Annotated in this window: 26 protein-coding genes and 1 other RNA gene; 10 read left to right on the top strand and 17 right to left on the bottom strand. The window is 67.3% G+C overall.

The features are described 5' to 3' along the window. Positions 1-8 precede the first annotated feature (8 nt). From hflC to ACO07Z_RS15930, 4 genes are all read right to left on the bottom strand, one after another. Positions 9-956: a protease modulator HflC gene (gene hflC, locus ACO07Z_RS15915; RefSeq protein ID WP_421699598.1), complete on the bottom strand. Its 948-nt coding sequence runs from the start codon at positions 954-956 to the stop codon at positions 9-11. Next, positions 953-2095: an FtsH protease activity modulator HflK gene (gene hflK / locus ACO07Z_RS15920; RefSeq protein ID WP_421699599.1), complete on the bottom strand. Its 1143-nt coding sequence runs from the start codon at positions 2093-2095 to the stop codon at positions 953-955. The genes hflC and hflK overlap by 4 nt, the downstream gene beginning before the upstream one ends. Before the next feature lie 181 nt (positions 2096-2276). Next, a complete protein-coding gene (locus ACO07Z_RS15925) occupies positions 2277-2555 on the bottom strand; it encodes a ribbon-helix-helix domain-containing protein (RefSeq protein WP_421699600.1) in 279 nt (92 codons plus the stop codon). Next, complete coding sequence (locus ACO07Z_RS15930; protein WP_244450588.1) at positions 2552-2740, bottom strand: DUF4169 family protein; 189 nt, start codon at positions 2738-2740, stop codon at positions 2552-2554. The genes ACO07Z_RS15925 and ACO07Z_RS15930 overlap by 4 nt, the downstream gene beginning before the upstream one ends. A 397-nt stretch (positions 2741-3137) precedes the next feature. Between ACO07Z_RS15930 and fumC the strand changes: the two genes are divergently transcribed. Both fumC and ACO07Z_RS15940 read left to right on the top strand, forming a co-directional pair. Beyond that, on the top strand, positions 3138-4529 hold the full coding sequence (fumC, locus tag ACO07Z_RS15935) for a class II fumarate hydratase (protein WP_421699601.1): 1392 nt from the start codon (positions 3138-3140) through the stop codon (positions 4527-4529). A 133-nt stretch (positions 4530-4662) separates the two neighbouring features. Beyond that, complete coding sequence (locus ACO07Z_RS15940) at positions 4663-5292, top strand: Spy/CpxP family protein refolding chaperone (protein ID WP_421699602.1); 630 nt, start codon at positions 4663-4665, stop codon at positions 5290-5292. A 73-nt stretch (positions 5293-5365) separates the two neighbouring features. Here ACO07Z_RS15940 and ACO07Z_RS15945 read toward each other — a convergent pair whose 3' ends face one another. Both ACO07Z_RS15945 and ACO07Z_RS15950 read right to left on the bottom strand, forming a co-directional pair. After that, a complete protein-coding gene (locus tag ACO07Z_RS15945) occupies positions 5366-5845 on the bottom strand; it encodes a GNAT family N-acetyltransferase (protein ID WP_421699603.1) in 480 nt (159 codons plus the stop codon). 4 nt (positions 5846-5849) lie between these two features. Continuing rightward, positions 5850-6644, bottom strand: a complete 795-nt coding sequence (locus tag ACO07Z_RS15950; protein WP_421699604.1) for a thymidylate synthase — start codon at positions 6642-6644, stop codon at positions 5850-5852. A gap of 179 nt (positions 6645-6823) precedes the next feature. Between ACO07Z_RS15950 and ACO07Z_RS15955 the strand changes: the two genes are divergently transcribed. The 5 genes from ACO07Z_RS15955 to ACO07Z_RS15975 all read left to right on the top strand — a co-directional run bounded on the left by ACO07Z_RS15955 (position 6824) and on the right by ACO07Z_RS15975 (position 10230). After that, a complete protein-coding gene (locus ACO07Z_RS15955; RefSeq protein ID WP_421699605.1) occupies positions 6824-7141 on the top strand; it encodes a hypothetical protein in 318 nt (105 codons plus the stop codon). 38 nt (positions 7142-7179) lie between these two features. After that, positions 7180-7533, top strand: a transfer-messenger RNA (tmRNA) gene (gene ssrA / locus ACO07Z_RS15960). Positions 7534-7585: 52 nt separating this feature from the next. Continuing rightward, the gene (locus tag ACO07Z_RS15965) at positions 7586-8365 is read left to right on the top strand and encodes a ClpXP protease specificity-enhancing factor SspB (RefSeq protein ID WP_421699606.1); all 780 of its coding nucleotides are present in this window, start codon (positions 7586-7588) and stop codon (positions 8363-8365) included. 60 nt (positions 8366-8425) lie between these two features. Then, on the top strand, positions 8426-9724 hold the full coding sequence (locus ACO07Z_RS15970; protein WP_421699607.1) for a flavin monoamine oxidase family protein: 1299 nt from the start codon (positions 8426-8428) through the stop codon (positions 9722-9724). Continuing rightward, the gene (locus ACO07Z_RS15975) at positions 9721-10230 is read left to right on the top strand and encodes a dihydrofolate reductase (RefSeq protein ID WP_421699608.1); all 510 of its coding nucleotides are present in this window, start codon (positions 9721-9723) and stop codon (positions 10228-10230) included. The genes ACO07Z_RS15970 and ACO07Z_RS15975 overlap by 4 nt, the downstream gene beginning before the upstream one ends. A 15-nt stretch (positions 10231-10245) precedes the next feature. Here ACO07Z_RS15975 and ACO07Z_RS15980 read toward each other — a convergent pair whose 3' ends face one another. From ACO07Z_RS15980 to ACO07Z_RS16010, 7 genes are all read right to left on the bottom strand, one after another. Then, entirely contained in the window at positions 10246-10872 is a 627-nt protein-coding gene (locus ACO07Z_RS15980; RefSeq protein WP_421699609.1) for a hypothetical protein, read from the bottom strand. Positions 10873-10969: 97 nt separating this feature from the next. Next, complete coding sequence (ykgO, locus tag ACO07Z_RS15985) at positions 10970-11095, bottom strand: type B 50S ribosomal protein L36 (protein WP_013167868.1); 126 nt, start codon at positions 11093-11095, stop codon at positions 10970-10972. A 147-nt stretch (positions 11096-11242) separates the two neighbouring features. Continuing rightward, positions 11243-11641 carry a DUF4260 domain-containing protein gene (locus ACO07Z_RS15990; RefSeq protein ID WP_421699610.1) on the bottom strand — a complete coding sequence of 133 codons (399 nt, stop codon included), beginning with the start codon at positions 11639-11641 and terminating at the stop codon, positions 11243-11245. Positions 11642-11656: 15 nt separating this feature from the next. Continuing rightward, positions 11657-12181: a ribonuclease HI gene (rnhA, locus tag ACO07Z_RS15995; RefSeq protein WP_421699611.1), complete on the bottom strand. Its 525-nt coding sequence runs from the start codon at positions 12179-12181 to the stop codon at positions 11657-11659. Continuing rightward, positions 12178-13158, bottom strand: coding sequence for a homoserine kinase (locus ACO07Z_RS16000; RefSeq protein WP_421699612.1), 981 nt, complete (start codon positions 13156-13158; stop codon positions 12178-12180). Before ACO07Z_RS16000 ends, rnhA begins: the two co-directional genes overlap by 4 nt. A gap of 14 nt (positions 13159-13172) precedes the next feature. After that, positions 13173-14141, bottom strand: a complete 969-nt coding sequence (gene ispH, locus ACO07Z_RS16005; protein ID WP_421699613.1) for a 4-hydroxy-3-methylbut-2-enyl diphosphate reductase — start codon at positions 14139-14141, stop codon at positions 13173-13175. Between the two features lie 67 nt (positions 14142-14208). Continuing rightward, entirely contained in the window at positions 14209-14835 is a 627-nt protein-coding gene (locus ACO07Z_RS16010; RefSeq protein ID WP_421699614.1) for a YceI family protein, read from the bottom strand. 262 nt (positions 14836-15097) lie between these two features. Between ACO07Z_RS16010 and ACO07Z_RS16015 the strand changes: the two genes are divergently transcribed. Then, the gene (locus tag ACO07Z_RS16015; RefSeq protein WP_421699615.1) at positions 15098-15805 is read left to right on the top strand and encodes a DUF1013 domain-containing protein; all 708 of its coding nucleotides are present in this window, start codon (positions 15098-15100) and stop codon (positions 15803-15805) included. 82 nt (positions 15806-15887) lie between these two features. Here the strand turns inward: ACO07Z_RS16015 and ACO07Z_RS16020 are convergent, their stop codons facing one another. After that, positions 15888-17816 carry a propionyl-CoA synthetase gene (locus tag ACO07Z_RS16020; RefSeq protein WP_421699616.1) on the bottom strand — a complete coding sequence of 643 codons (1929 nt, stop codon included), beginning with the start codon at positions 17814-17816 and terminating at the stop codon, positions 15888-15890. 348 nt (positions 17817-18164) lie between these two features. Then, a complete protein-coding gene (locus ACO07Z_RS16025) occupies positions 18165-18341 on the bottom strand; it encodes a YdcH family protein (RefSeq protein WP_244450604.1) in 177 nt (58 codons plus the stop codon). Positions 18342-18549: 208 nt separating this feature from the next. Here ACO07Z_RS16025 and ACO07Z_RS16030 point away from each other — a divergent pair, with 208 nt between their 5' ends. Further along, complete coding sequence (locus tag ACO07Z_RS16030) at positions 18550-18756, top strand: YdcH family protein (RefSeq protein WP_244450605.1); 207 nt, start codon at positions 18550-18552, stop codon at positions 18754-18756. 72 nt (positions 18757-18828) lie between these two features. Here ACO07Z_RS16030 and ACO07Z_RS16035 read toward each other — a convergent pair whose 3' ends face one another. Beyond that, the gene (locus ACO07Z_RS16035; protein WP_421699617.1) at positions 18829-19314 is read right to left on the bottom strand and encodes a peroxiredoxin; all 486 of its coding nucleotides are present in this window, start codon (positions 19312-19314) and stop codon (positions 18829-18831) included. A 126-nt stretch (positions 19315-19440) separates the two neighbouring features. Then, positions 19441-20280: a protein-disulfide reductase DsbD domain-containing protein gene (locus ACO07Z_RS16040; protein ID WP_421699618.1), complete on the bottom strand. Its 840-nt coding sequence runs from the start codon at positions 20278-20280 to the stop codon at positions 19441-19443. Positions 20281-20415: 135 nt separating this feature from the next. Between ACO07Z_RS16040 and ACO07Z_RS16045 the strand changes: the two genes are divergently transcribed. Then, positions 20416-21042 carry a YqgE/AlgH family protein gene (locus tag ACO07Z_RS16045; protein WP_421699619.1) on the top strand — a complete coding sequence of 209 codons (627 nt, stop codon included), beginning with the start codon at positions 20416-20418 and terminating at the stop codon, positions 21040-21042. Positions 21043-21047 lie beyond the last annotated feature (5 nt).

The raw sequence follows: 21047 nt of genomic DNA on the forward strand, positions 1-21047 counted from the left end.
GCGTCGCGTCAGTTCGCCGGCGCCAACGGCGCCGCCGGAGCGGGTTGAGCCGCTGCCGGCGCGGCCGGCGTGCCGAGAACCGAGTCGGCGCGGGCGGTGGGATTGCTGAAGAAGCGGAAGAATTCCGAATCCGGCGCCAGCAGCATCCGCGTGTCCGAGCCCTTCAGCGAGGCCTCGTAGGCCTGCATCGACCGGTAGAAGTCGAAGAAGGACCGGTCCTGGTTGTAGGCCTGCGCGAAGATCTCGTTGCGCTCGGCCTCGCCCTCGCCGCGCAACTGGTCGGCGGTGGCGTTGGCCTCGGCGACGATGATCGTCGAGTCGCGGTCGGCGCGGGAGCGGATGGTCTGCGCGGCTTCGCCGCCCTGCGCGCGGATTTCCGCCGCTTCGCGCTGACGCTCGGTCTGCATGCGCTGGAACACGGCCTGGCTGTTGGCTTCCGGCAGGTCGGCGCGACGGATGCGGACATCGATGACATCGATGCCGAAGCCGGCGGCCTCGCGGTTCACCTGGTTGCGAATGCGCGCCATCAGATCCTCGCGCTGGTCGCGCACCACCTGGGTGAAGGTGGATTCGCCGAGCACGCGGCGCAGCGACGAGTTGAGGATGGTGGCAAGGCGGGAGTTGGCCGCCTCGACACTGCCGACCGACTGGTAGAAGCGCAGCGGATTGACGATGCGGTAGCGGGCGAAGGCATCCACCACCAGACGCTTCTGGTCGGCCGCGATCACTTCCTGCGAGGGATTTTCCAGGTCGAGGATGCGCTTGTCGATGAAGATCACGCTGTCGATCATCGGGATCTTCGCGTGCAGGCCCGGCTCCTCGATGACCCGGATGGGTTCACCGAGGCGCAGAACCAGCGCCTGCTGGGTCTGGTAGACGCTGAACAGGGCCGAGAACAGGCCGATGAGCACGGCGGCGACGGCGATCGCCAGAATGAGACCGAGGCTGTTCCTCATTTCGCGGCTCCCTGAGCGGGGGTGCTGCCGGTGAGCGGCGCGAGAGGCAAATAGGGCACGACGCCGGACGAGCCGCCGGCCGCAGGATCAATGATCACCTTGTCCATTCCGCCGAATACGCGTTCCATGGTTTCGAGATAGAGGCGCTGGCGTGTGACCTCGGGCGCCTTCTGGTATTCGCCGAGCACGCTCAGGAAGCGCGCCGCCTGGCCGCGCGCCTCGATGATGGCCCGCTCCTTGTAGCCTTCGGCTCCCTGGGTGATGCGCGCAGCGTCACCTCGGGCTTCGGGGACGACGCGGTTGGCGTAGGCCTGAGCCTCGTTCTGCAGACGCTCCGCATCGGCGCGGGCGGCCTGCACATCACGGAAGGCGTCGATGACCTGCGAGGGCGGATCGACCTTCTGCAGCTGCACCTGGGTGACGAGCACGCCGGCGCGGTAGCCGTCCAGCGTGCGCTGCATCAGCTCTTGCACCGCCGTCTCGATGTTCTGGCGGGCACCGGTGAGGATGGGCTGGATGTTGGTACGGCCGACCACTTCGCGCATGGCGCTTTCCGCCACAGCCTTGATCGTGCCTTCCGGATTCTGGACGTTGAACAGGAAGTTCGCTGCGCCGACATCCTCGGTGGAACCGGGCGCGGCGGGCTTCACCATCCAGAACACGGCGAAATCGACATCGACGATGTTTTCGTCGCCGGTGAGCATCAGGCTCTCTTCCGACACGTCGCGCTGCACGGAACCGCGACGCGGGTCGTCCCCGGTACGGATGCCGATATCGATGCGGTTGACGCGCGTGACCTGGGGGGTCAGCACCGTCTCGATGGGGTAGGGGAGGTGGTAGTTGAGGCCGGGATTGGTGGTGCCGACGAATTTGCCGAAGCGCAGCACTACGCCCTGCTCGTCCGGCTCGACGCGGTAAAAGCCGGACAGCAGCCAGGCGACGATGGCGAGCGCCACCAGAACCACGATGCCCTTGCCGGTGCCGAAGCCGCCGGGAATGGCGGTCCGCAGCTTTTCCTGTCCGCGACGGATCAGATCTTCAAGATCGGGAGAACTCGGCCCCGGCGATTGCGGACCAGTGCCCCAAGGGCCGCGCGGACCATTGCCCCATGGCCCGCCGCTCTGGTTCTTCCATGACATTCCGCGCCCACTCCGTTTGCGCGCCCGGCTTGTCCGGGCTCGCAAGCGCAGAACCGGCAGACGCCACCGTGCAAGAAAACCCGCGCCTCGCCGCCATGACGGCGTGACGAGGCGGTTATAGGTGACGAGGCATCAGGTTACAACGCGCCCGCCACCTGCCGATATGGGAACGGCTTCGGGTTTACGCAACGGTAGAGCGCAAGGAACCGTTTCGCTCCGACGCTTCGGTCGGTTCGCGGCTGGAGGAGGGGCTGCGGTAATGCGCCAGCACGTAGAGGCGGATCGCCGACGACAGGTTGCCCTGATTGCGGCCCGAATCGATCGAGGCCACGATCTCCGACAAGGTGCTGCGCCGGTTGGCCGCGATCTCCTTGAGGGCGTCCCAGAACTGATCTTCCAGACTGACGCTGGTCTTGTGCCCGGCAATCACGATGGACTGCTTAACCACGGGACTCTTCATGTCTCGTCCTCTCGAATGCGCCTATGCCCTTCAAGCATTTTTTCCTGCTTTCGTTCTTCGGCCGCTTCCAACTCGCGCTGGTACTTTGGGCGGCCGAACTCCAAACGCCGGGCAGCGGCGGTTTGTTCCGCAGTCATCCGCGCCATCCGCTTGCGGTGGCGGTTGAGATTCACAAGGTCGCCCACGGGCGCCGGCCTCCGTTCAAAAGGCGCGCAGAATCTACGCAACAAGCTGCATTAGTCCTCTCATAATATCGGCGAAAATGGCGTTTTCCAAGAATTTGCGGCGCTCCGGTACCCGGCGGCAGGCGCCGCGACGGCAGCCAGAAACCGTTGCAGGTAGCCGGCTGACGACTCACCACTCGACTGCTTGGCGGTAAAATGATGATGTCGAGGGGTGTTCCATAGGGGCCGCCGAAGGGGTAGTTATCACGTATTTGTGATCATACTCGGCGGAACCTTGCGCGGGCCTGTCATCGAGCCTGCGGCTGATTTCGCCGCCGCGCGACGCATGCTAAACCGGCGCCGAGCCGCGACGCCCGCGTGGACGGGCCCTGAGACGCACCCGGAAAGGCTTTGACCGATGAGCAATACCCGCATCGAAACCGACACGTTTGGGCCCATCGAGGTGGAGGCCGACAAATACTGGGGCGCGCAGGCGCAGCGCTCGTTCGGCAATTTCAAGATCGGCTGGGAAAAGCAGCCGCTGCCGGTGATCCGCGCCCTCGGCATCGTCAAGCGGGCGGCGGCAGAAACCAATATGGCGCTCGGCCGTCTCGACCCGACGCTGGGCGCCGCGATTATCGCCGCCGCGCAGGAGGTGATCGACGGCAAGCTGGACGCTCATTTCCCGCTGGTGGTTTGGCAGACCGGGTCGGGCACCCAGTCCAACATGAATGCCAATGAGGTGATTTCGAACCGGGCCATCGAGATGATGGGTGGGGAGAAGGGTTCCAAGAAGCCCGTCCACCCCAATGACCACGTCAATATGAGCCAGTCGTCCAACGACACCTACCCGACCGCCATGCATGTGGCCTGCGCTGAGGAGATTTCGCGCCGGCTGCTGCCGGCCCTGCGTACGCTGCACGCGGCGCTGGCCGAGAAGGCGGCGCAGTGGCAGCACATCATCAAGATCGGCCGCACCCACACGCAGGACGCGACGCCGCTGACACTCGGCCAGGAATTCTCCGGCTACGCCCATCAGGTGGAGAACGGCATCGCCCGCATCGAATCGACGCTGCCGGCGCTGATGCAGCTGGCCCAGGGTGGCACGGCGGTCGGCACCGGGCTGAACGCGCCGGTGGGCTTCGCCGAGAAGGTGGCCGAGCATATCGCCGCCATCACCGGCCTGCCCTTCACCACGGCGCCGAACAAGTTCGAGGCGCTGGCGGCACATGACGCCATGGTGTTCTCGCACGGGGCGATCAACACGGTGGCGGTGTCGCTGTTCAAGATCGCCAACGACATCCGCTTCCTTGGTTCCGGTCCGCGCTCGGGCCTCGGCGAACTGGCGCTGCCGGAGAATGAGCCGGGCTCGTCGATCATGCCCGGCAAGGTGAACCCCACTCAGTGCGAGGCGCTCACCCAGGTCTGCGTGCAGATTTTCGGCAACAATGCCGCGCTGAGCTTCGCCGGCAGCCAGGGCCATTTCGAGCTGAACGTCTACAATCCGGTCATGGCCTATAATTTCCTGCAGTCGGTGCGCCTCATGTCCGACGCGGCGCTAAGCTTCACCGAGCATTGCGTCGTCGGCATCGTGCCGCGCGAGGACAATATCAAGGCGGCGCTGGAGCGCTCGCTGATGCTGGTCACCGCGCTGGCGCCGAAGATTGGCTACGACAACGCCGCCAAGATCGCCAAGACCGCGCATAAGAACGGCACCACGCTGCGCGAGGAAGCGGTGGGTGGCGGCTATGTCACCAATGAAGAATTCGACGCTGTCGTGCGTCCGGAGAAGATGATTTCGCCGGGTTAATGACTATTCATGAACCTGAACGTTCATTCAGCTTCGTTTCCGAATGTAATATTGGGTTCATTACCGAAGTTTCATTTGAAACGCTCGGTCTCATCAGACAGCATCGGCCTCACCTTCACAGGAGATGAGGCCGATGAAACGCACGATCATTGCCGCTACCGCCGCCGCCCTTCTCGCGGGTGTCACCTTTGGCGTGGCAGCGCCGAAGCCGGGCATGGGTGAGCACGCGCGCCCGAGTCCGGAGCAGATGGCCGAATTCGCCGGCGCCATGAGCGATGCACGTATCGCCGCGCTCAAGGCCGGGCTGCGGCTCAACGCCGAGCAGGAGAAACTCTGGCCGGCACTGGAGACCGCGTTGCAGGACGCCGCCAAGGAGCGCGCCGCGCACTGGGCCGAACGCCGCGCGGCGCGGGAGGCGATGCCTAGGGGTGAGCGTCCCGATGTCATCGAGCGGCTGCGCGCGCAGGCCGACGGGATGATCGGCCGGGGCGAGACCATGAAGAAGGTTGCCGATGCCGCCGCGCCGCTCTATGACGCGCTCGACGGTTCCCAGCAGCGCCGTTTTGCCATTCTGTTCAAGCAGATCGAACATCCGCGCACGGCCGATGGCCGCCACGGGCCGGGTCATGAACGCGGCCCCGGGCCGCATCGCTTCGGTCCCGGCGGCGAGGGCCCGGATGGCCCGATGCCGCACCGCCTGCCGCCCGGCCCGATGGAGCACGGACCGGACGGGCCCGACGGCCCCGATGGCGAGCCGCTCTGACGCGCGCTTCCTCTTCAGGTAAGAGTCAGCCGCCGGCCTCGTGCCGGCGGCATTTTCGCGGGGGGGGGGGCGCTCAGCCCTGCGCCAGCCGTTCCAACGCCTCGCCGGTGACGCGCTGCATGGTCCAGGCATCCAGCGGCACGGCGCCCACCGAACGGTAGAAGCGGATCGCGGGCTCGTTCCAGTCGAGAACGTTCCACTCGAAACGCCCGAGCCCTTCGTCGAGGCAGCGCCGGGCGAGCCGGCGCATCAGCGCCCGCGCGATGCCGCGCCCGCGAAAGCCCGGGCGGACATAGATGTCCTCAAGGAAGATCCCCTGCCGCCCGCGAAACGTTGAGAAGGTATAATAGAACAGCGCGAACCCCGCCGGCGCCCCCTCCCATTCCGCGATGTCGCAGAAGACGCGCGGCTGCGGGCCGAAGAGCTCGCGGGCGAAATCCGCTTCCGTTGCCTCCACTTCGTGCCGCAGCTTCTCATAGTCGGCGAGTTCGCAGACGAAGGCGTGGATCAGCGCGGCATCGTCGGGCTGCGCGGGCCGCAGGGTGAGGGTCATGTGCCTACACCGCCACCGGTGCCTTGATCGCGGGATGGGGGTCGTAGCCTTCGATGGCTATGTCCTCGAAGCGGAAGGCGAAGAGGTCGGTCACGTCAGGATTCAGCTTCAGCCGCGGCAGCGGGCGCGGCGCGCGCGAGAGCTGTTCGTGCACCTGGTCGAGATGGTTGAGATAGATGTGGGCGTCGCCGAAGGTGTGGACGAAATCGCCCGGCTGCAACCCCGTCACCTGCGCCACCATATGGGTGAGCAGCGCATAGGAGGCGATGTTGAACGGCACGCCAAGGAAGATATCCGCCGAGCGCTGGTAGAGCTGGCAGGAGAGCTTGCCCTCCAGCACATAGAACTGGAACAGGCAGTGGCAGGGCGGCAGCGCCATGGCCGGCACGTCCGCCGGGTTCCAGGCCGAGACGATGAGCCGGCGCGAATCGGGATTGCGGCGGATATCTGCCACCACCTGCGCGATCTGGTCGATCACACCGCCGCGCCCATCCGGCCAGGAGCGCCATTGATGGCCATAGACAGGGCCCAGATCGCCCCTGTCATCGGCCCACTCATCCCAGATCGAAACGCCGTTCGCCTTGAGATAGGCGATGTTGGTGTCGCCGGCCAGAAACCACAGCAATTCGTGGATGATGGAACGCAGATGCAGCTTCTTGGTGGTGACGAGCGGAAAGCCCTCGGCGAGATCGAAGCGCATCTGGTGGCCGAAGAGGGAAAGCGTGCCCGTGCCGGTGCGGTCGTCCTTGCGCACGCCCTCGCGCAGCACGCGTTCCAGAAGCTCGTGATAATTCCGCATGGCTGTTCGTCCCGGAACTTTCCTGCCCACTCCATATAATATGAGCCCGCCGAGGCCCATCCGCGAGACCTCATTCGCCCTCGTCATCCCCAGGGGGCACCCGGCGGCGGGAGGCGGTAACGGGGAACATTCCGGCGGGGCTCGACTTGTCCCCTGCGGCCATGCTGAGGGAGGAAACCATGACCAAGAGCACCGACACGCTCAACACCGAACTGCACCGCCTGCGCATGCATCTCAACCTGCTGGAGAAGGATGCCACGCATCCGCTCGACTTCACGGTTGAGCACTCGCACACGGCCCCGGCTCTGGTGCTGCGCGAAGGGCAGGCACTGCGCAGCGCCCATTCCGAACTGCGGCTGGACTATGAGATGCTGCGCCAGGTCCTGATCGAAGCGCTGCGCACCGAGATTGCCGCACGCGAGGAAAAGTTGCTGGGCAGCAATGGCGGCAATCGCCCGATCGAGCATTTGCAGTTCGGCGACCAGACCGAGGCGTGAGGCGCCGGCCGGGGACGGGGCCGGGGAGATTCGCCTGCCCCCTTCCAACCGGCGGGACGAACGCCTATATTCGGATTGCCGGCGCAAGCCGGCTATGGCGATAAACGGACACCGTAATAAACTCTTCGGACCCGGGGGCAGTACCCGGCGCCTCCACCGGAGCCCATCGGCAAGTGGGCTGCGGCGGGGGCGAAACAGGATCGACGAGAGCGTAAAGGGTCTTCTTTCGCCCGGCATGGTACCGCCGTCATCGGACCAAACATATAGTTGCCAACGACAACTATGCTCCGGTTGCTCAGGCCGCGTGAGCGGTTTGATCTACGGAAAATAAGTCCAAACGGGTAGCACCGTGAGGCGGGGTTCGCAGGCACCTGGCAACAGAAGCCTGCACTTCCTTCTCACGTCCTACTGGCAGTCAGGACTGGAATCGGGTTCATTGCGAGCATGAGCGTCGATCTGATCCGATATGACCTGCTGGTGCAGGATGCGTTGCGCGGCGTCGTTGGCCGCGTCCTTACCGATGTCGCCCGCGACGGCTTGCCCGGCGAGCACCATCTTTATCTTTCCTTCGACACGCGCGCAGCCGGGGTACGAATCTCGCCGCGGCTGAAGGAGCGTTATCCCGAAGAGATGACGATCGTTCTCCAGCATCAGTTCTGGGACCTGATCGTCACCGACCAATTCTTCGAGGTTGGCCTGTCCTTCAACGGCATTCCCGAGCGCCTGCATGTGCCTTACGCGGCGCTGAAGGGCTTTTTCGACCCTTCGGTCAAGTTCGGGCTGCAGTTCGAAACGGCGGAGGAAGACGGCGCGGGCGAGACACCGGCCGAGCCGACGGTCGTGACGCCGACACCGATCGGCGAGGGCCGTCCCACCTCTGTTCCCTCCACCCGCGCCCCCGCCCGCGTCGCCGAGCCGGTGGTGAAGCTGGAAACGGCCGGAGCGCCGCAAGCCGCGCCGGCGCCCGTCGTCTCTGCCGAGAGCAAGGCCGCGCCGAAGCCGGCCACTGTTGCTCCAGCGGCTGCCCGGCCGACCGAGGCGAAGCCTGCCGGAGGCGAGTCTTCCGACGCCAAATCGGGGGACAGCAAGCCTTTGGACAGCAAGCCTGCCGATGCCAGGCCGGCCGACGACAAGGGCGCTGCTCCCGCCGACGGCGAGGATCCCAAGGATGGGGGCTCGGGCGGCGCGCAGGTCGTGCGGCTCGATGCGTTCCGCAAGAAGTGATGAGGTCGCCGGCCCGTCGGCGGTCTCACGTTCTCTCATTCCCCGATATCGGACCTGACCGTGACCGCTCAGCATGAGGTGATCGTCATCGGCGCGGGCGCGGCCGGCCTGGCTGCTGGCGCGCGGCTGGCGCAGGCGGGGGCGGATGTGCTGGTGCTGGAAGCGGCCGCGCGCACCGGCGGGCGGGCCTTCACCGATACCACGACCTTCGGCGTCGCCTGGGATCGTGGCTGCCACTGGCTGCATTCCGCTTCGGTGAATCCATTGCGGGCGGCGGCGGACGAACTCGGCCTCTCCTATTTCGTGCGCGGCAACCGCAAGGCGCGCGCCACCCATCTCGGCGACCATTGGGCCGATGAGGTGGAGTGTGAGACCATCTGGGACGCCATTCAGGCCAGCTACGCCGCCATCCACAGGGCGGGCGAGGAGGGGCGGGATGTCGCCGCCAGTGCGGTCTTGGCCGGGCTGGCACTGCCACCGGAGGGGGCACGGCTCGCCCGGCACTGGCTGACCCTGCTCTCGGCCGCCGAGCCGGAGCGGCTCTCCACGCTCGACTATGCCGCCTACTCCGACACGGGCGAAAACTATCCGGTCGAAAAGGGCTATGGCGCCCTGGTGCAGGCGCTCGCCGCCCGGGAGGCGCCGGACCTCCCCATCGTTACCGGCTGCGCGGTTTCCACCGTCGATTGGTCGGGACAGGGCGTGAGCCTTGCCACTTCGCGCGGAACGGTCACGGCCCGGCTCGCCATCGTCGCGGTGCCGACCTCGGTGATCGCGCGCGGCGGGCTCGGCTTCGCGCCGCTGCTGCCGCCCGATCTCGCGGAGGCGTTCGAGGCGCTGCCGCTGGGCGCGGCGGAAAAGGTGGCCTTCCTGTTCGACCGCGACGTGTTCGGAGCCGAGCCGACCAGCTATATCGACACGCTGGATCGGCGCGACCCGGCGCGCAAGCCGGTCAATTTCACCCTCAATCCGTTCGGCCACCCCATGGCCATCGCCCAGCTCGGCGGGGCGAATGCGGCGGCGCTGGTGACGGCCGGGCCGGCGGCGATGCGCGACTTCGCCCTGGCCGCACTCAAGGACGCATTCGGCGCCGACATCGAAAAACATGTCGCCGGCGTCGCTACCACAGGCTGGGTGGCCGATCCCCTGATCGGCGGCGGCTATAGCTGCGCCCTCCCGGGTTTCGCCCCTGTTCGGGCGCGGCTGACGCAGACGCTGGAGCACCCGCTGGGGGATCGGCTTCTGTTCGCCGGCGAGGCCTCCTCGCCCCACGCTTATTCCACCGCCCATGGCGCGCACCAGACCGGCCTTGCGGCGGCGGACACGGCCCTGGCGCTGCTGCGCGGGAGGGGAGCATGACCGTTCTCACACTGGTTGCCGCCGTGGCGGAGAACGGCGTGATCGGGCGCGGCGAGGCGCTGCCCTGGCACATATCCGGCGATCTCAAGCGCTTTCGGGCGATCACCTGGGGCAAGCCGATCCTGATGGGGCGGCGGACTTTCGAATCCATCGGCAAGCCGCTGCCGGGGCGCACCAGCCTCGTCATCACCCGCGACACCGGCTTCCGCCCGCCGGAGGGCGTGCTGGTGGTCTCTTCGCTCGGTGCCGCGCTGGAACGTGGGGCGCAGGAGGCTTTGCGGCTCGGGGTCGACGAGATGGCGGTGGTCGGCGGCGCGCAGATTTATGCGCAGGCCTTTCCCCATGCCACGCGGCTGCGCCTGACCGAGGTGCATGGCAAGCCCGAGGGCGACGTGCATTTCCCCGCCTTCGCGCGCGAGGAATGGCGCGAGACCGGCCGCGAAGGGCCGATCCAGGGCGAGAAGGACGAATTCGCCTTCAGCTTCGTGGATTACGAGCGAGCCTGAGCTGGCCGTCCGGCTTCAGATCGGCCGGCCCTCGACCTTGATCGCCAGTTCCTTCTCCATATCCACCATCGCGTCGAGATGCGGGTAAATGGCGATTGCCCGGCGGGCGGCCTCCAGCGCACGCTTCTCGTCGCCGATTTCCTTGCAGATGATGGCGATGCCCGCCCAGGCGCCGTAATGGCGCGGCTCGCGGGCGACGACCTGGCGCAGATCGACCAGCGCGTCGGAATAGTCCTCGCGCAGGAAGAAGATGGTGGCGCGCTTGTTCCAGGCTTCGAGATAATCCGGCTCGATGCGCAGCAGGCCGTCGAGCAGTTCCACCGCGAGGTCGAACTGCTTGGCCTGTGTCGCCTGCGAGGCGCGGGCCATCAGCAGATCGGCGGTGTCGCTGCCGGAAGGGGTGAGCGCCACGTCGATGCGGGCGGCGATTTCCTTGGCCGATTCGTCGTCCGGCGCCACCTTCAGCGCGGCGAACAGCGCGTCGAGCCGCTTGGCGCGGTCGGGTTCCGCCGGCTTGGCCGCAGGCGCGTCAGCCTCGGGCCGCTCCGCCTTGGGCGGGGTCGGAGTCTGGGCTAAGGCGCCGGGCGCGAAGGCACCCAGCGGGGCGGCGGCAAGGATGAGGGCAGCAAAAAGGGCGCGCATGTCTCCATGTTAGGAGTCACGGCGCCCTTGAGCAATATTGTCCGCTAAAGGCCGCGAAATCGTGAACGCGGCCGACCGAAAGCCAAGCGGCCATCGCTCAGCCCTGGCGGGCCTTGAAGCGCTTCTGGGTCTTGTTGATGATGTAGACGCGGCCCTTGCGGCGCACCAGACGGTTGTCGCGGTGACGGCCGAGCAGCGACTTGAGCGAGTTACGGATCTTCATGACACTAACCTTCGGATCGACAGCGCCTGCGCATGAGACGGCGCCCTATGGCCGCGCCCCGATCCGCCAGCAGAAATTGAGGCCCGGCTGATAGCGGAGCGGAGGGGGCCTTGTCAATCCAACTGGCCGTCTCCGCCTGAACCTTCCTCAGTTTCGGCCGAGGCGGCCGAGATGTGTATGGCCGAAACCGGCACTGTATTTGAGCCCATAGCCGAGCAGCCGGTCGAGCCCGATATGGGCGGTCCAGATCAGGGCGAGGGCGCCGGCGAGCGGGGCGCTGAACCCATAGGCGAGGGCGCCGAGCAGCGCCGGGCCGACATAGGTGTGGCCGGCATTGTAGGCGAAAGCCCCCGCGCGCGGCCCGGCGAGATAGCCCAGCATCGAGAGGTCCGGCGCCAGAATCAGCGCCGCGAAGAGCCACCAGCTGGCGCCGAGCGCGGCATAGGCCACCAGCGCGGCGGCGAAGACGGCGAGGCCCTCGGCACGCAGCAGCGCGGCAGGGGCGCCCGTCACCGCGCCGGTAGGCACCTCAAGGCGTGTGGTCATGATGTCGGTCCCGACCTAGTAAGCGCCCCGCGCGGCCTTGTAGGGCGCCATGCCGGCGCGGGCGAGTTCGTCCGCGCGCTCGTTCATCTCGTCGCCGGCATGGCCCTTGACCCAGTGCCAGCGAATGTCGTGCCGGGCGATGGCGGCTTCAAGGCGCTCCCACAGATCGACATTCTTCACCGGCTTCTTGTCGGCGGTGCGCCAGCCATTGCGCTTCCAGCCGGCGATCCACTTGGTGATGCCGTTGCGCATATATTCGCTGTCGGTGTGCAGATCGACCGTGCAGGGGCGCTTCAGCGCCTCCAAAGCGGAGATCGCCGCCATCAGCTCCATGCGGTTATTGGTGGTGGGGGATTCGCCTCCCGAAAGTTCCTTCTCCGAACCGGCATAGCGCAGAATCGCGCCCCAGCCGCCGGGGCCGGGATTGCCGGAGCAGGCGCCGTCGGTCCAGATGGCGACGATACCCTTCGGGGCGTCCTTGGGAGCGTCCTTTGCCGCGTCGTCGGCGAAGATGCGGGCGGTGCCGGGAGCGGTCTTCACGCGGCGTCGCCTTCCAGCACGCCATAGTCGCGCGGGCTGGTCACCGAGCGGTGGAAGCGCAGCTTGCGCAGATATTCCAGCGGATCATGCGGGCGCACCAGCGCGCCGGGCGGCACATTCAGCCAGTCGACCAGGCGGGTGAGCAGGAAGCGCAGCGCGGCGCCGCGCGCCAGCAGCGGCAGGGCGGCGATCTCGTCAGACCCGAGAGGCCGCTCGGCCTGATAGGCGGCGAGCAAGGCGCGGCCCTTGGTCTGGTTGAAGGCGCCGTCCGGCTCGAAGCACCAGGCGTTCAGGCAGATGGCGACATCATAGGCGAGAAGGTCGTTGCAGCCGAAATAGAAGTCGATCAGCCCCGACAGCCGCCCATCGGTGAAGAACACATTGTCTGGGAACAGATCGGCATGGATGACGCCGGCCGGCAGGCCGGTCGGCCAGCGCGCTTCCAGCACGGCGAGTTCATCGGCGATGAGGGCGGAGAGCCCCGGCGCCACGGTGTCCGCCCGCTCGTCCGCCTGCTCGAAGAGCGGCCGCCAGCCGGCGACCGAGAGCGCATTGGCCCGGTGAAAGGCGGTGAAGTCGGCGCCGGCCTTGTGCAGCCCGGCCAAAGCGGCGCCGAGCGCGGCGCAATGGGCAACGCCGGGGCGGCGCACCGAGGTGCCGACGAGGAAGGTGGCGATCAGCGCCGGCCGTCCCGCCAGCCGGCCGAGCGCCACGCCGTCGCGGTTGCGCACCGGCTGCGGGCAGTCGATGCCGCGCGTCGCCAGATGCTCCATCAACCCGACGAAGAAGGGCAGGTCGGCCGGGTTAACGCGCTTCTCGTACAGCGTCAGGATGAAGCTGCCCGCCTCGGTCTGCAGCAGGTAGTTGGAATTCTCCACCCCCTCGGCGATGCCCTTGAAGGCCCGCAGGCGGCCGATGTCATAGGTGGCGAGGAAGGCTTCGAGCTCTTCCGGGGAAACGTCGGTGTAAACGGCCATGGGACGGGTCGAGCCTATTCGGCAGCATCGGAGCGGAGCTGCCGGGGCAGCGGGAAGAACACGTCCTCATGGGCGTTGTGCACCGTCTCCACCGCCAGCGTGTAGCGGGCGGCGAAGGCGTCGAGGATTTCCTCCACCAGCACTTCCGGGGCGGAGGCGCCGGCGCTGACGCCGAGCGAGGTGATGGCGCCGAAGCACTCCCAGTCGATTTCGCTGGCCCGCTGCACCAGTGCCGCGTGGCGGCAGCCGGCACGCTCGGCCGCCTCGCGCAGGCGCTGGGAGTTCGAGGAGTTGGGGGCGCCGACGACGATCATCGCGTCCACCTCGGGCGCGACGCGCTTGACCGCTTCCTGCCGGTTGGTGGTGGCGTAGCAGATGTCTTCCTTGTGCGGCGCCACCATGGCGGGGAAGCGTTCGCGCAGGATGGCGACGATCTCGGCGGTGTCGTCGATAGAGAGCGTGGTCTGGGTGGTGAAGGCGAGATTGCCGGGGTCACGGGGCTGGAAGCGGCGCGCCTGCTCGGCGGTCTCCACCAGCGACACCGCGCCCTCGGGCAGCTGGCCCATGGTGCCGATCACCTCGGGGTGGCCGGCATGGCCGATGAGCACGACCTCGCGGCCGCGCTTGTAATGGACGGTCGCCTCGCGGTGCACCTTGGTCACCAGCGGGCAGGTCGCGTCGATGGCGAAGAAGTTGCGCCGGGCGGCGTCCTCGGGAACCGAGCGGGCGACGCCATGGGCGGAGAAAATGACCGGGGCCGCGGTGCCCGCGGGCACTTCGTCGAGTTCCTCGACAAAGACCGCGCCCTTCGCTTTCAGCCCTTCCACCACATATTTGTTGTGCACGATCTCGTGGCGCACATAGACCGGCGGGCCGTACATCTCCAGCGCCCGCTCCACCGCGTCGATGGCGCGCACGACCCCGGCGCAGAAGCCGCGCGGGGCACAGAGTAGGACGCGGAGAACAGGTTTTTCGGCGGTCATCGCAGGGTCCAGCGGGGCCTCGCCACCGTCATGGGTGCCGAGGCCCGCGCTGTCAAGCGCGGCCCGGTCAGGGCTGCTTGATGAAGGCGGCGACGATATCGAGCGCCACCTCGTCGGAGATGGCGGGCACGCCATAGCCGAGGCCGAAATCGCTGCGCTTGATCTCGGTGGTGCCGGTGAAGCCGATATTCTCCACCTTGGTCATCGGGTTGATGCCGGCGCCGAAGAAGCTCACATCCATGGTGACCGGCTTGGTCACGCCATGCAGCGTCAGCTCGCCCTCGATGGTGGCGTCGCTGCCCTCCACCGTGATCTTCGAGGATTTGAAGGTCGCGGTGGGGAATTTCGCCGTGTCGAGGAGATCCGGGCTGGCGAGATGGGTGGCGAACTCTTCCGAGGTGACGCGCAGCCCCGCCATCGGGATGGTGACTTCCAGCTTCGCGTCGTCCGGCTTGCTGGGGTCGAGCACCAGCGTGCCGGCGGAGGCGCCGAACATGCCGGCGAGCGGGGTGATGCCCATGTGGTCGACCGTCCAGACGATCTGGGTATGGTCGGGGTCGACGGTGTAGGTGCCGCCGCTGATGCGGGACAGCTCGCCCGTGCCCGGCATTTCGCGCGCGGCCTCCTGCGCGAAGGCGCCGGTGACAGCGGTGAAGAAGAGGGTGGCGGCGGTGAGAACTCGAACAGGCTTCATCGCGTCATCCTTATTTGTGGGGGGGCGCGGACGCTAGCAGCGGGGGAATGCAACCGCTACCCCATGGGCTGCGTCTTTGGATTTGCAGGACGGCGCGCGCGGGCTTATATTCACGCCATCCCGGTCATCGCGAGACGGTCCGAGGCTCCGCCCCTCCGGGTGGTGGGCGCGGGGAGACTTTTGCGCGGCCGAAGACCCGAAATCTGCACGCCGGCTCGGTTTCACCGCCCGCCCGGCGCCCCACTCGATGGAGCTGCGTCCCATGGCGAACGCCCCCCTGATGCCGAAGGCCACCGCCGTGTGGCTGGTCGAGAATACCGCCCTGACCTTCGACCAGATCGCGGACTTTTGTAAGCTGCACGTGCTGGAAGTGAAGGGTATCGCCGATGGCGAGGTGGCGCAGGGAATCAAGGGCAGCGATCCGATCACCACGGGCCAGCTCGCCCGCGAGGAAATCGAGCGCGCGGAGAAGAACCCCCATCACCGGCTGAAGCTGCTCGAGTCCAAGGTGCGCCTGCCGGAGCCCAAGCGCCGCCGTGGCCCGCGCTACACCCCGGTGTCGAAGCGCCAGGATCGCCCCAACGCCATTCTCTGGCTGCTGCGCAACCACCCGGAGCTGAAGGACAGCCAGATCATGCGTCTGGTGGGCACGACCAAGACGACCATCGAGTCGATCAAGGAGCGCACCCACTGGAACGCGGCGCATCTGACGCCGATGGACCCGGTGACGCTGGGCCTGTGCTCGCAGATCGACCTCGATATCGAGGTGCAGCGCTCCTCCAAGGACCGCCCCGCCTCGGTAGCCCCGGTCGGCGACGAGACGACGCTGCTGCCGGTCGACCTGTCGGTCGGCGACGGGCCGGAGCCCTTCGTGCCCAGCCGCAAGCCGCGCGAGGAAGCGATCGACCTCGAAACCGTGTTCGCCAAGCTCGGCGGCTCGCGCAAGAGCGAGGCCGACGACGAGGAATGAGCCGCCTTTTGCCGGCTGCCGCCTGAATGAAAGAAGCCCGGAGCGCCATCGCCCCGGGCTTTTTCATGTGCCGGCGCGCGCCTTAAGCGGCCGTCACCTTGGCGAGGCCGCGCGCGCCGAGCGCGGCGGCGATCTCGTCCAGCGCGGCGGGATCGTCGATGGTGGCGGGCATGTTCCACGGCTCGGCGTCGGCGATCTTCTTCATCGTGCCGCGCAGAATCTTGCCCGAGCGCGTCTTCGGCAGCCGGTTGACGGTGATGGCGAGCCGGAACGCCGCCACCGGGCCGATGCGCTCGCGCACCAGCGCGACGATTTCCTGTTCGATATCGGCGGGTGAGCGCGCCACGCCCGCCTTCAGCACCACGAAGCCGCAGGGCACCTCGCCCTTCAGCTCGTCATGAATGCCGATGACCGCGCATTCCGCGACATCGGCATGGGCCGCCAGCACTTCCTCCATGCCGCCGGTGGAGAGGCGGTGGCCCGCGACATTGATGATGTCGTCGGTGCGGCCCATGATGAAGAGTTGGCCATTGGCATCGGTGAAGCCGGCATCCGCCGTCTTGTAATAGCCGGGGAAGTCGATGAGGTAGCTCTCGCGGAAGCGCTCGTCCTGCCGCCAGAGCGTCGGCAGGCAGCCGGGCGGCAGCGGCAGCTTGATGGCGATGGAGCCCATGCGGTCGGGTCCGACCGGGTGGCCGCCTTCATCGAGAATGTCGACCTGATAGCCCGGCATCGGCACGCCGGTGGAGCCGACGCGGATCGGCAGGGCACCGAGGCCGACGGGATTGCCGGCGATCGCCCAGCCCGTCTCCGTCTGCCACCAGTGATCGACCACGGGCACGCCGAGCCGGGCCTTGGCCCATTCCACCGTATCGGGGTCCGCGCGTTCGCCCGCGAGGAACAGGGTGCGCAGGCTGGAGCGGTCATAGTCGCCCATCAGCCGGCCTTCCGGGTCTTCCTTCTTGATCGCGCGTAGGGCGGTGGGCGCGGTGAACAGCGCCACCACCTTGTACTGCTCGATCACCCGCCAGAAGGCGCCGGCATCCGGGGTGCCGACCGGCTTGCCCTCATAAAGCACGGTGGTGCAGCCGGTAAGCAGCGGCGCATAGATGATGTAGGAATGGCCGACCACCCAGCCAATATCCGAGGCCGACCAATAGACCTCGCCCGGGCGCACATCATAGAGCCCTTCCATGGACCAGCGCAGCGCCACCATGTAGCCGCCGCTGTCGCGCACCACGCCCTTCGGCTTGCCGGTCGTGCCCGAGGTATAGAGGATGTAGAGCGGGTCGGTGGCCTCGACCGGCACGCAGTCGGCCCGTGTGCCGGCGGCGCGCGCCTGCGCGCAGCGCGTGGCCCAGTCATGATCGCGGCCGGCGACCAGCTTGGCCTCGACCTGCGGCCGCTGGAAGATGAGGCAGGCTTCCGGCCGGTGCTTCGCCATGCTGAGGGCGAGGTCGAGCAGCGGCTTGTACTGCACCAGCCGTGAGGGTTCGATGCCGCAGGAGGCAGACAGCACGACCTTGGGCTGCGCGTCTTCGATCCGGCTGGCCAGTTCGGCGGCGGCAAAACCGCCGAACACCACGGAATGCACCGCGCCGATGCGGGCGCAGGCCAGCATGGCGAACACCGCTTCCGGGATCATCGGCATGTAGATGACGACGCGGTCGCCCTTGCCGACACCGAGTTCGCGCAGCACGCCGGCGAGCAGGCTCACCTCGTCCTTCAGCTCGGCATAGGTCACGCTGCGCTGCGCGCCGGCCACCGGGCTGTCATAGAAAATCGCCGGCTGGGCGCCGCGCCCGCCATCCGCATAGCGGTCGACCGCATTGTGACAGACATTGGTGGTCCAGCCGGGAAACCAGCGGCCGTAAATGCCGAGCGCGGGATCGAAGACGCGCGCGCCCTCGCTCACCCAGTCGATGGCACGGGCGGCCTCGCGCCAGAAGCCCTCGGGATCGGCGATGGAACGGGCATGGAGGGACGGATAGCGGCTGGCGGCAGCGGACATGCGGGCGTCTCCCAGAGCAGATTTCCTGTCGAGCAGGTTTTTGTTGCTGCGAGATTTCGCCTTTCGCGCGCGTCTGGCAAGACGCTGAAATGCTTACGCCCTTCGTCGAGGACATGACGCGCGTGTGCCCGCGCGGCTCGCGTCCGCGCGGGCACATAAGCAGGTCGCCGACGGTAAAGCCGGCGACCGCGTGGTCATGTCAATGAAAGGGTTGCGCCGGGACGGCACCCCGGCGCCGAGGCGACATGGCAGGCATGGACGCACGTGCAGCGAGCGCCGTTCTCAGACACGCGGCCTGGAACGGCGGTCGTCCGTGCTCTTCTGTGTCACGCGGGTGGGGTGAGGGCCTTAATGTACCGTGCCGCTCTTGCAGCGGGCGATTTCGTCCTTGAGGAGCAGCTTGCGCCGCTTGAGATCGGCGATGCGGGTAGCGTCGGTCGCGGGGCGGGTCGTCTCTTCCCGCAATTGCTTTTCGAGTGCCTGATGGCGACGTTCCAACTCGGCAACATGCGACTGCATGGTCATGGACAGTATCTCCTGTCTTCCGATGCGAACGTCATCAGTCTGTCACGAGAGTGCGGGGCTGTCGACGAAAGGATGTGCTGCACCGCAGCGCGGTCGCTCACAGTGTCGGGAGCCCGGCGGTTGCGGCCGGCCGCAGGGGCGGCGATACTCGTGCCCGACCTCGGCCGTGCCGGGGATGAGTCGGGTTCGGGTCGGGCGTTTGACACAAATGACGGCGGAAGAGGAACGCGAGCTCCTGGCTGTTCTGGAGCGCTTGCGGCAGGAACACCGTGATCTGGATGTCGCGATCCAGGCGCTGCAGGATATGCCGGGCAGCGACCAGCTCCAGCTGGCGCGGTTCAAGAAGCGCAAGCTGCAGCTGCGCGACCGCATCGGTTATATCGAGGACCAGATCTGCCCCGACATCATCGCCTGAGCGGCGGTGGTCTCACCCCTCGCGGGAAATTCCGGCACGGGCACGCCCGGCCGGAATCCCGTCTTGAACGGCTCAGAACTGGGTGAGCAGCACGTCGGCGTTGGTCTTGTCGGCCTTGCTCGGCACGTCCTCGACATTGAGGACCAGCACCTCGCCGTCATCGACCAGCATGGAATAGCGCTTGGAGCGCACGCCGAGGCCCGCCGCCGCCGCGTCGAAATCGAGGCCGATGGCCTTGGCGAATTCGGCATTGCCATCCGACAAGAACACGATCTTGCCGCCGGCATTGGAGGCCTTCTCCCACGCCGCCATGACGAAGGGATCGTTCACCGCGGTGACGGCGATGGTGCTGACGCCCTTGGCGAGAATCTCTTCCGCGCGGGCGATGAAGCTCGGCAGGTGGTTCTTGTGGCAGGTGGGCGTGAAGGCGCCGGGAACGGCGAATAGCACGACCTTCTTGTTCTTGAAGATTTCATCGGTGCTCTTCGGCACCGGGCCGTCCTCGGTGGCCACCCGGAAGGTAACGCTGGGGAGCTGATCGCCAACCTTGATCGTCATGGAAACGTCCTTTCATAGGGCGGTAAGGGGTGGGAACGGACCCGCCGAAGCGCCGCGCCGAGCCGGCTGCCGCAGGGTCCGGTTCGGTCGGTACCATAGCGATTTCCCGCGAGGCGGGAAGCGGGTTCAGTGCGCGGAAAGCGGCGCGTCCACCTGGATCGCCCGGTCGCCATCAACAAGCGTGAAGCGAAGCGTGGCGGTGGCGACATCCGCGCCCTTGGGCACGCCATCGACCGGGAGCGTGAAGACGGTGCGCCCGTCCGGGCCGGTCTCGCGCACGGGCAGCGGCAGCGCCCAGTCCTCGTTCGGCCCTTCGACGAAGAGATCGGAGGTGGCGGCGTTGTCGACATCGGCGACGATCCGGATGGCCGGCGTTTCCGCGCTGCGCTCCAGCTTGGCGGCGGCGATGCCGGGCTCGCCCTTTCCGCCGAGGGGAGCCGGGCGCGGCACGCGGGCGAGGGCCTGGGCCAGCGCCGCGGAAGGAGTGCCGGCACCGCCGGGCGGCAAAGCGAGATCGAGCGCGGCATTGGCCGGCTGGCAGATCTTGCCGCACACGGCGAAATCGAGATTGAGCTTCAGTTCGACCGGCTGAGCGCGGTCCTTCGGCGTGATCCGCAGCGGCAGCACCACGTCATGCTTGTAGCCGATGGAGTAGGAGCCGCCATCGTCGAACCGCGCCGGGGCCGGCCAGAGCACCTCGACCGCCTCGACATTCTGCGAGCCCGTCCAGTCGAAATGCGGCGGCACGCCGCTGTCGCCGGGATAGCGCCAATAGGTTTTGAGACCAGGCGGCAGGCGGATTTCGACGCCGCCCAGCAGCGCGTCACCCTGCGTTCCGCCGGCGATGAGCCGCGCCGCCGTGCCCTCGGGCGCCGACCAGGAGGACATGTCGCCGGCATGCGCCGGCACCGCGACGGGCACGAGCGCGAGCGAGCACACAGCGAAGGGATACAGACGAGACAGCATGGTGTTGGCGATAGCCTCTCCGCTCCCCGTGGGGAAGTCGTGCAAGGCGCACTTTCGTGTGAGGCCGCCTTCGCCGCCGCCAGGCAGTTAACGGGCGGGCTTGAAAATGCCCCGGCGGGGATTAGGCTTCCCTTTATGTGGATCGGACGCGAGCGCCCCCGGAAGCCTGACGCCCTCGATGGCGGGACCTTCCTCGACGGACAGATGCTGGTCGCCATGCCGGGCATGCGCGACGAGCGTTTCGCGCGGTCGGTGATCTATCTGTGCGCCCATTCCCCGGAAGGGGCGATGGGCATCGTCGTCAACCAGCCGGCGGCCCATGTGAACTTCCCCGATCTGCTGGTGCAGCTCGATGTCATTCCGAAGGATGAGCGCATTCACCTGCCGCAAAGCGCCGGCGGGGTGAAGGTGCTGCGCGGCGGGCCGGTGGAAACCGGGCGCGGCTTCGTGCTGCACAGCGCCGATTTCTTCATCCAGGATTCCACCCTGCCGATTGACGACGGCTTCTGCCTGACGGCCACGCTCGACATTTTGCGGGCGATGGCGGCGGGCAGCGGGCCGGCCTTCGCCATGCTGGCGCTCGGCTATGCCGGATGGGCGCCGGGGCAGCTGGAGAACGAGATCCAGCAGAATGGCTGGCTGCATTGCCCGGCCGACCCGGCGCTGGTGTTCGAGGCCGAGGCCGGCGCGAAATATGATCTTGCTTTGCGCAAGATCGGCATCGATCCCGGCATGCTGTCCGCCGAGGCAGGCCACGCCTGAGGCGG

Source organism: Ancylobacter sp. (assembly GCF_965229075.1).
Classification (GTDB): Bacteria; Pseudomonadota; Alphaproteobacteria; order Rhizobiales; family Xanthobacteraceae; genus Ancylobacter.

Bases quoted from the DNA above. Each gene is read 5' to 3' on its own strand.
- hflC (WP_421699598.1), bottom strand. From the start codon at position 956: ATGAGGAACAGCCTCGGTCTCATTCTGGCGATCGCCGTCGCCGCCGTG.
- hflK (WP_421699599.1), bottom strand. From the start codon at position 2,095: ATGTCATGGAAGAACCAGAGCGGCGGGCCATGGGGCAATGGTCCGCGC.
- ACO07Z_RS15925 (WP_421699600.1), bottom strand. From the start codon at position 2,555: ATGAAGAGTCCCGTGGTTAAGCAGTCCATCGTGATTGCCGGGCACAAG.
- fumC (WP_421699601.1), top strand. From the start codon at position 3,138: ATGAGCAATACCCGCATCGAAACCGACACGTTTGGGCCCATCGAGGTG.
- ACO07Z_RS15940 (WP_421699602.1), top strand. From the start codon at position 4,663: ATGAAACGCACGATCATTGCCGCTACCGCCGCCGCCCTTCTCGCGGGT.
- ACO07Z_RS15945 (WP_421699603.1), bottom strand. From the start codon at position 5,845: ATGACCCTCACCCTGCGGCCCGCGCAGCCCGACGATGCCGCGCTGATC.
- ACO07Z_RS15950 (WP_421699604.1), bottom strand. From the start codon at position 6,644: ATGCGGAATTATCACGAGCTTCTGGAACGCGTGCTGCGCGAGGGCGTG.
- ACO07Z_RS15955 (WP_421699605.1), top strand. From the start codon at position 6,824: ATGACCAAGAGCACCGACACGCTCAACACCGAACTGCACCGCCTGCGC.
- ACO07Z_RS15965 (WP_421699606.1), top strand. From the start codon at position 7,586: ATGAGCGTCGATCTGATCCGATATGACCTGCTGGTGCAGGATGCGTTG.
- ACO07Z_RS15975 (WP_421699608.1), top strand. From the start codon at position 9,721: ATGACCGTTCTCACACTGGTTGCCGCCGTGGCGGAGAACGGCGTGATC.
- ACO07Z_RS15980 (WP_421699609.1), bottom strand. From the start codon at position 10,872: ATGCGCGCCCTTTTTGCTGCCCTCATCCTTGCCGCCGCCCCGCTGGGT.
- ykgO (WP_013167868.1), bottom strand. From the start codon at position 11,095: ATGAAGATCCGTAACTCGCTCAAGTCGCTGCTCGGCCGTCACCGCGAC.
- ACO07Z_RS15990 (WP_421699610.1), bottom strand. From the start codon at position 11,641: ATGACCACACGCCTTGAGGTGCCTACCGGCGCGGTGACGGGCGCCCCT.
- ACO07Z_RS16000 (WP_421699612.1), bottom strand. From the start codon at position 13,158: ATGGCCGTTTACACCGACGTTTCCCCGGAAGAGCTCGAAGCCTTCCTC.
- ispH (WP_421699613.1), bottom strand. From the start codon at position 14,141: ATGACCGCCGAAAAACCTGTTCTCCGCGTCCTACTCTGTGCCCCGCGC.
- ACO07Z_RS16010 (WP_421699614.1), bottom strand. From the start codon at position 14,835: ATGAAGCCTGTTCGAGTTCTCACCGCCGCCACCCTCTTCTTCACCGCT.
- ACO07Z_RS16015 (WP_421699615.1), top strand. From the start codon at position 15,098: ATGGCGAACGCCCCCCTGATGCCGAAGGCCACCGCCGTGTGGCTGGTC.
- ACO07Z_RS16020 (WP_421699616.1), bottom strand. From the start codon at position 17,816: ATGTCCGCTGCCGCCAGCCGCTATCCGTCCCTCCATGCCCGTTCCATC.
- ACO07Z_RS16025 (WP_244450604.1), bottom strand. From the start codon at position 18,341: ATGACCATGCAGTCGCATGTTGCCGAGTTGGAACGTCGCCATCAGGCA.
- ACO07Z_RS16030 (WP_244450605.1), top strand. From the start codon at position 18,550: ATGACGGCGGAAGAGGAACGCGAGCTCCTGGCTGTTCTGGAGCGCTTG.
- ACO07Z_RS16035 (WP_421699617.1), bottom strand. From the start codon at position 19,314: ATGACGATCAAGGTTGGCGATCAGCTCCCCAGCGTTACCTTCCGGGTG.
- ACO07Z_RS16040 (WP_421699618.1), bottom strand. From the start codon at position 20,280: ATGCTGTCTCGTCTGTATCCCTTCGCTGTGTGCTCGCTCGCGCTCGTG.
- ACO07Z_RS16045 (WP_421699619.1), top strand. From the start codon at position 20,416: ATGTGGATCGGACGCGAGCGCCCCCGGAAGCCTGACGCCCTCGATGGC.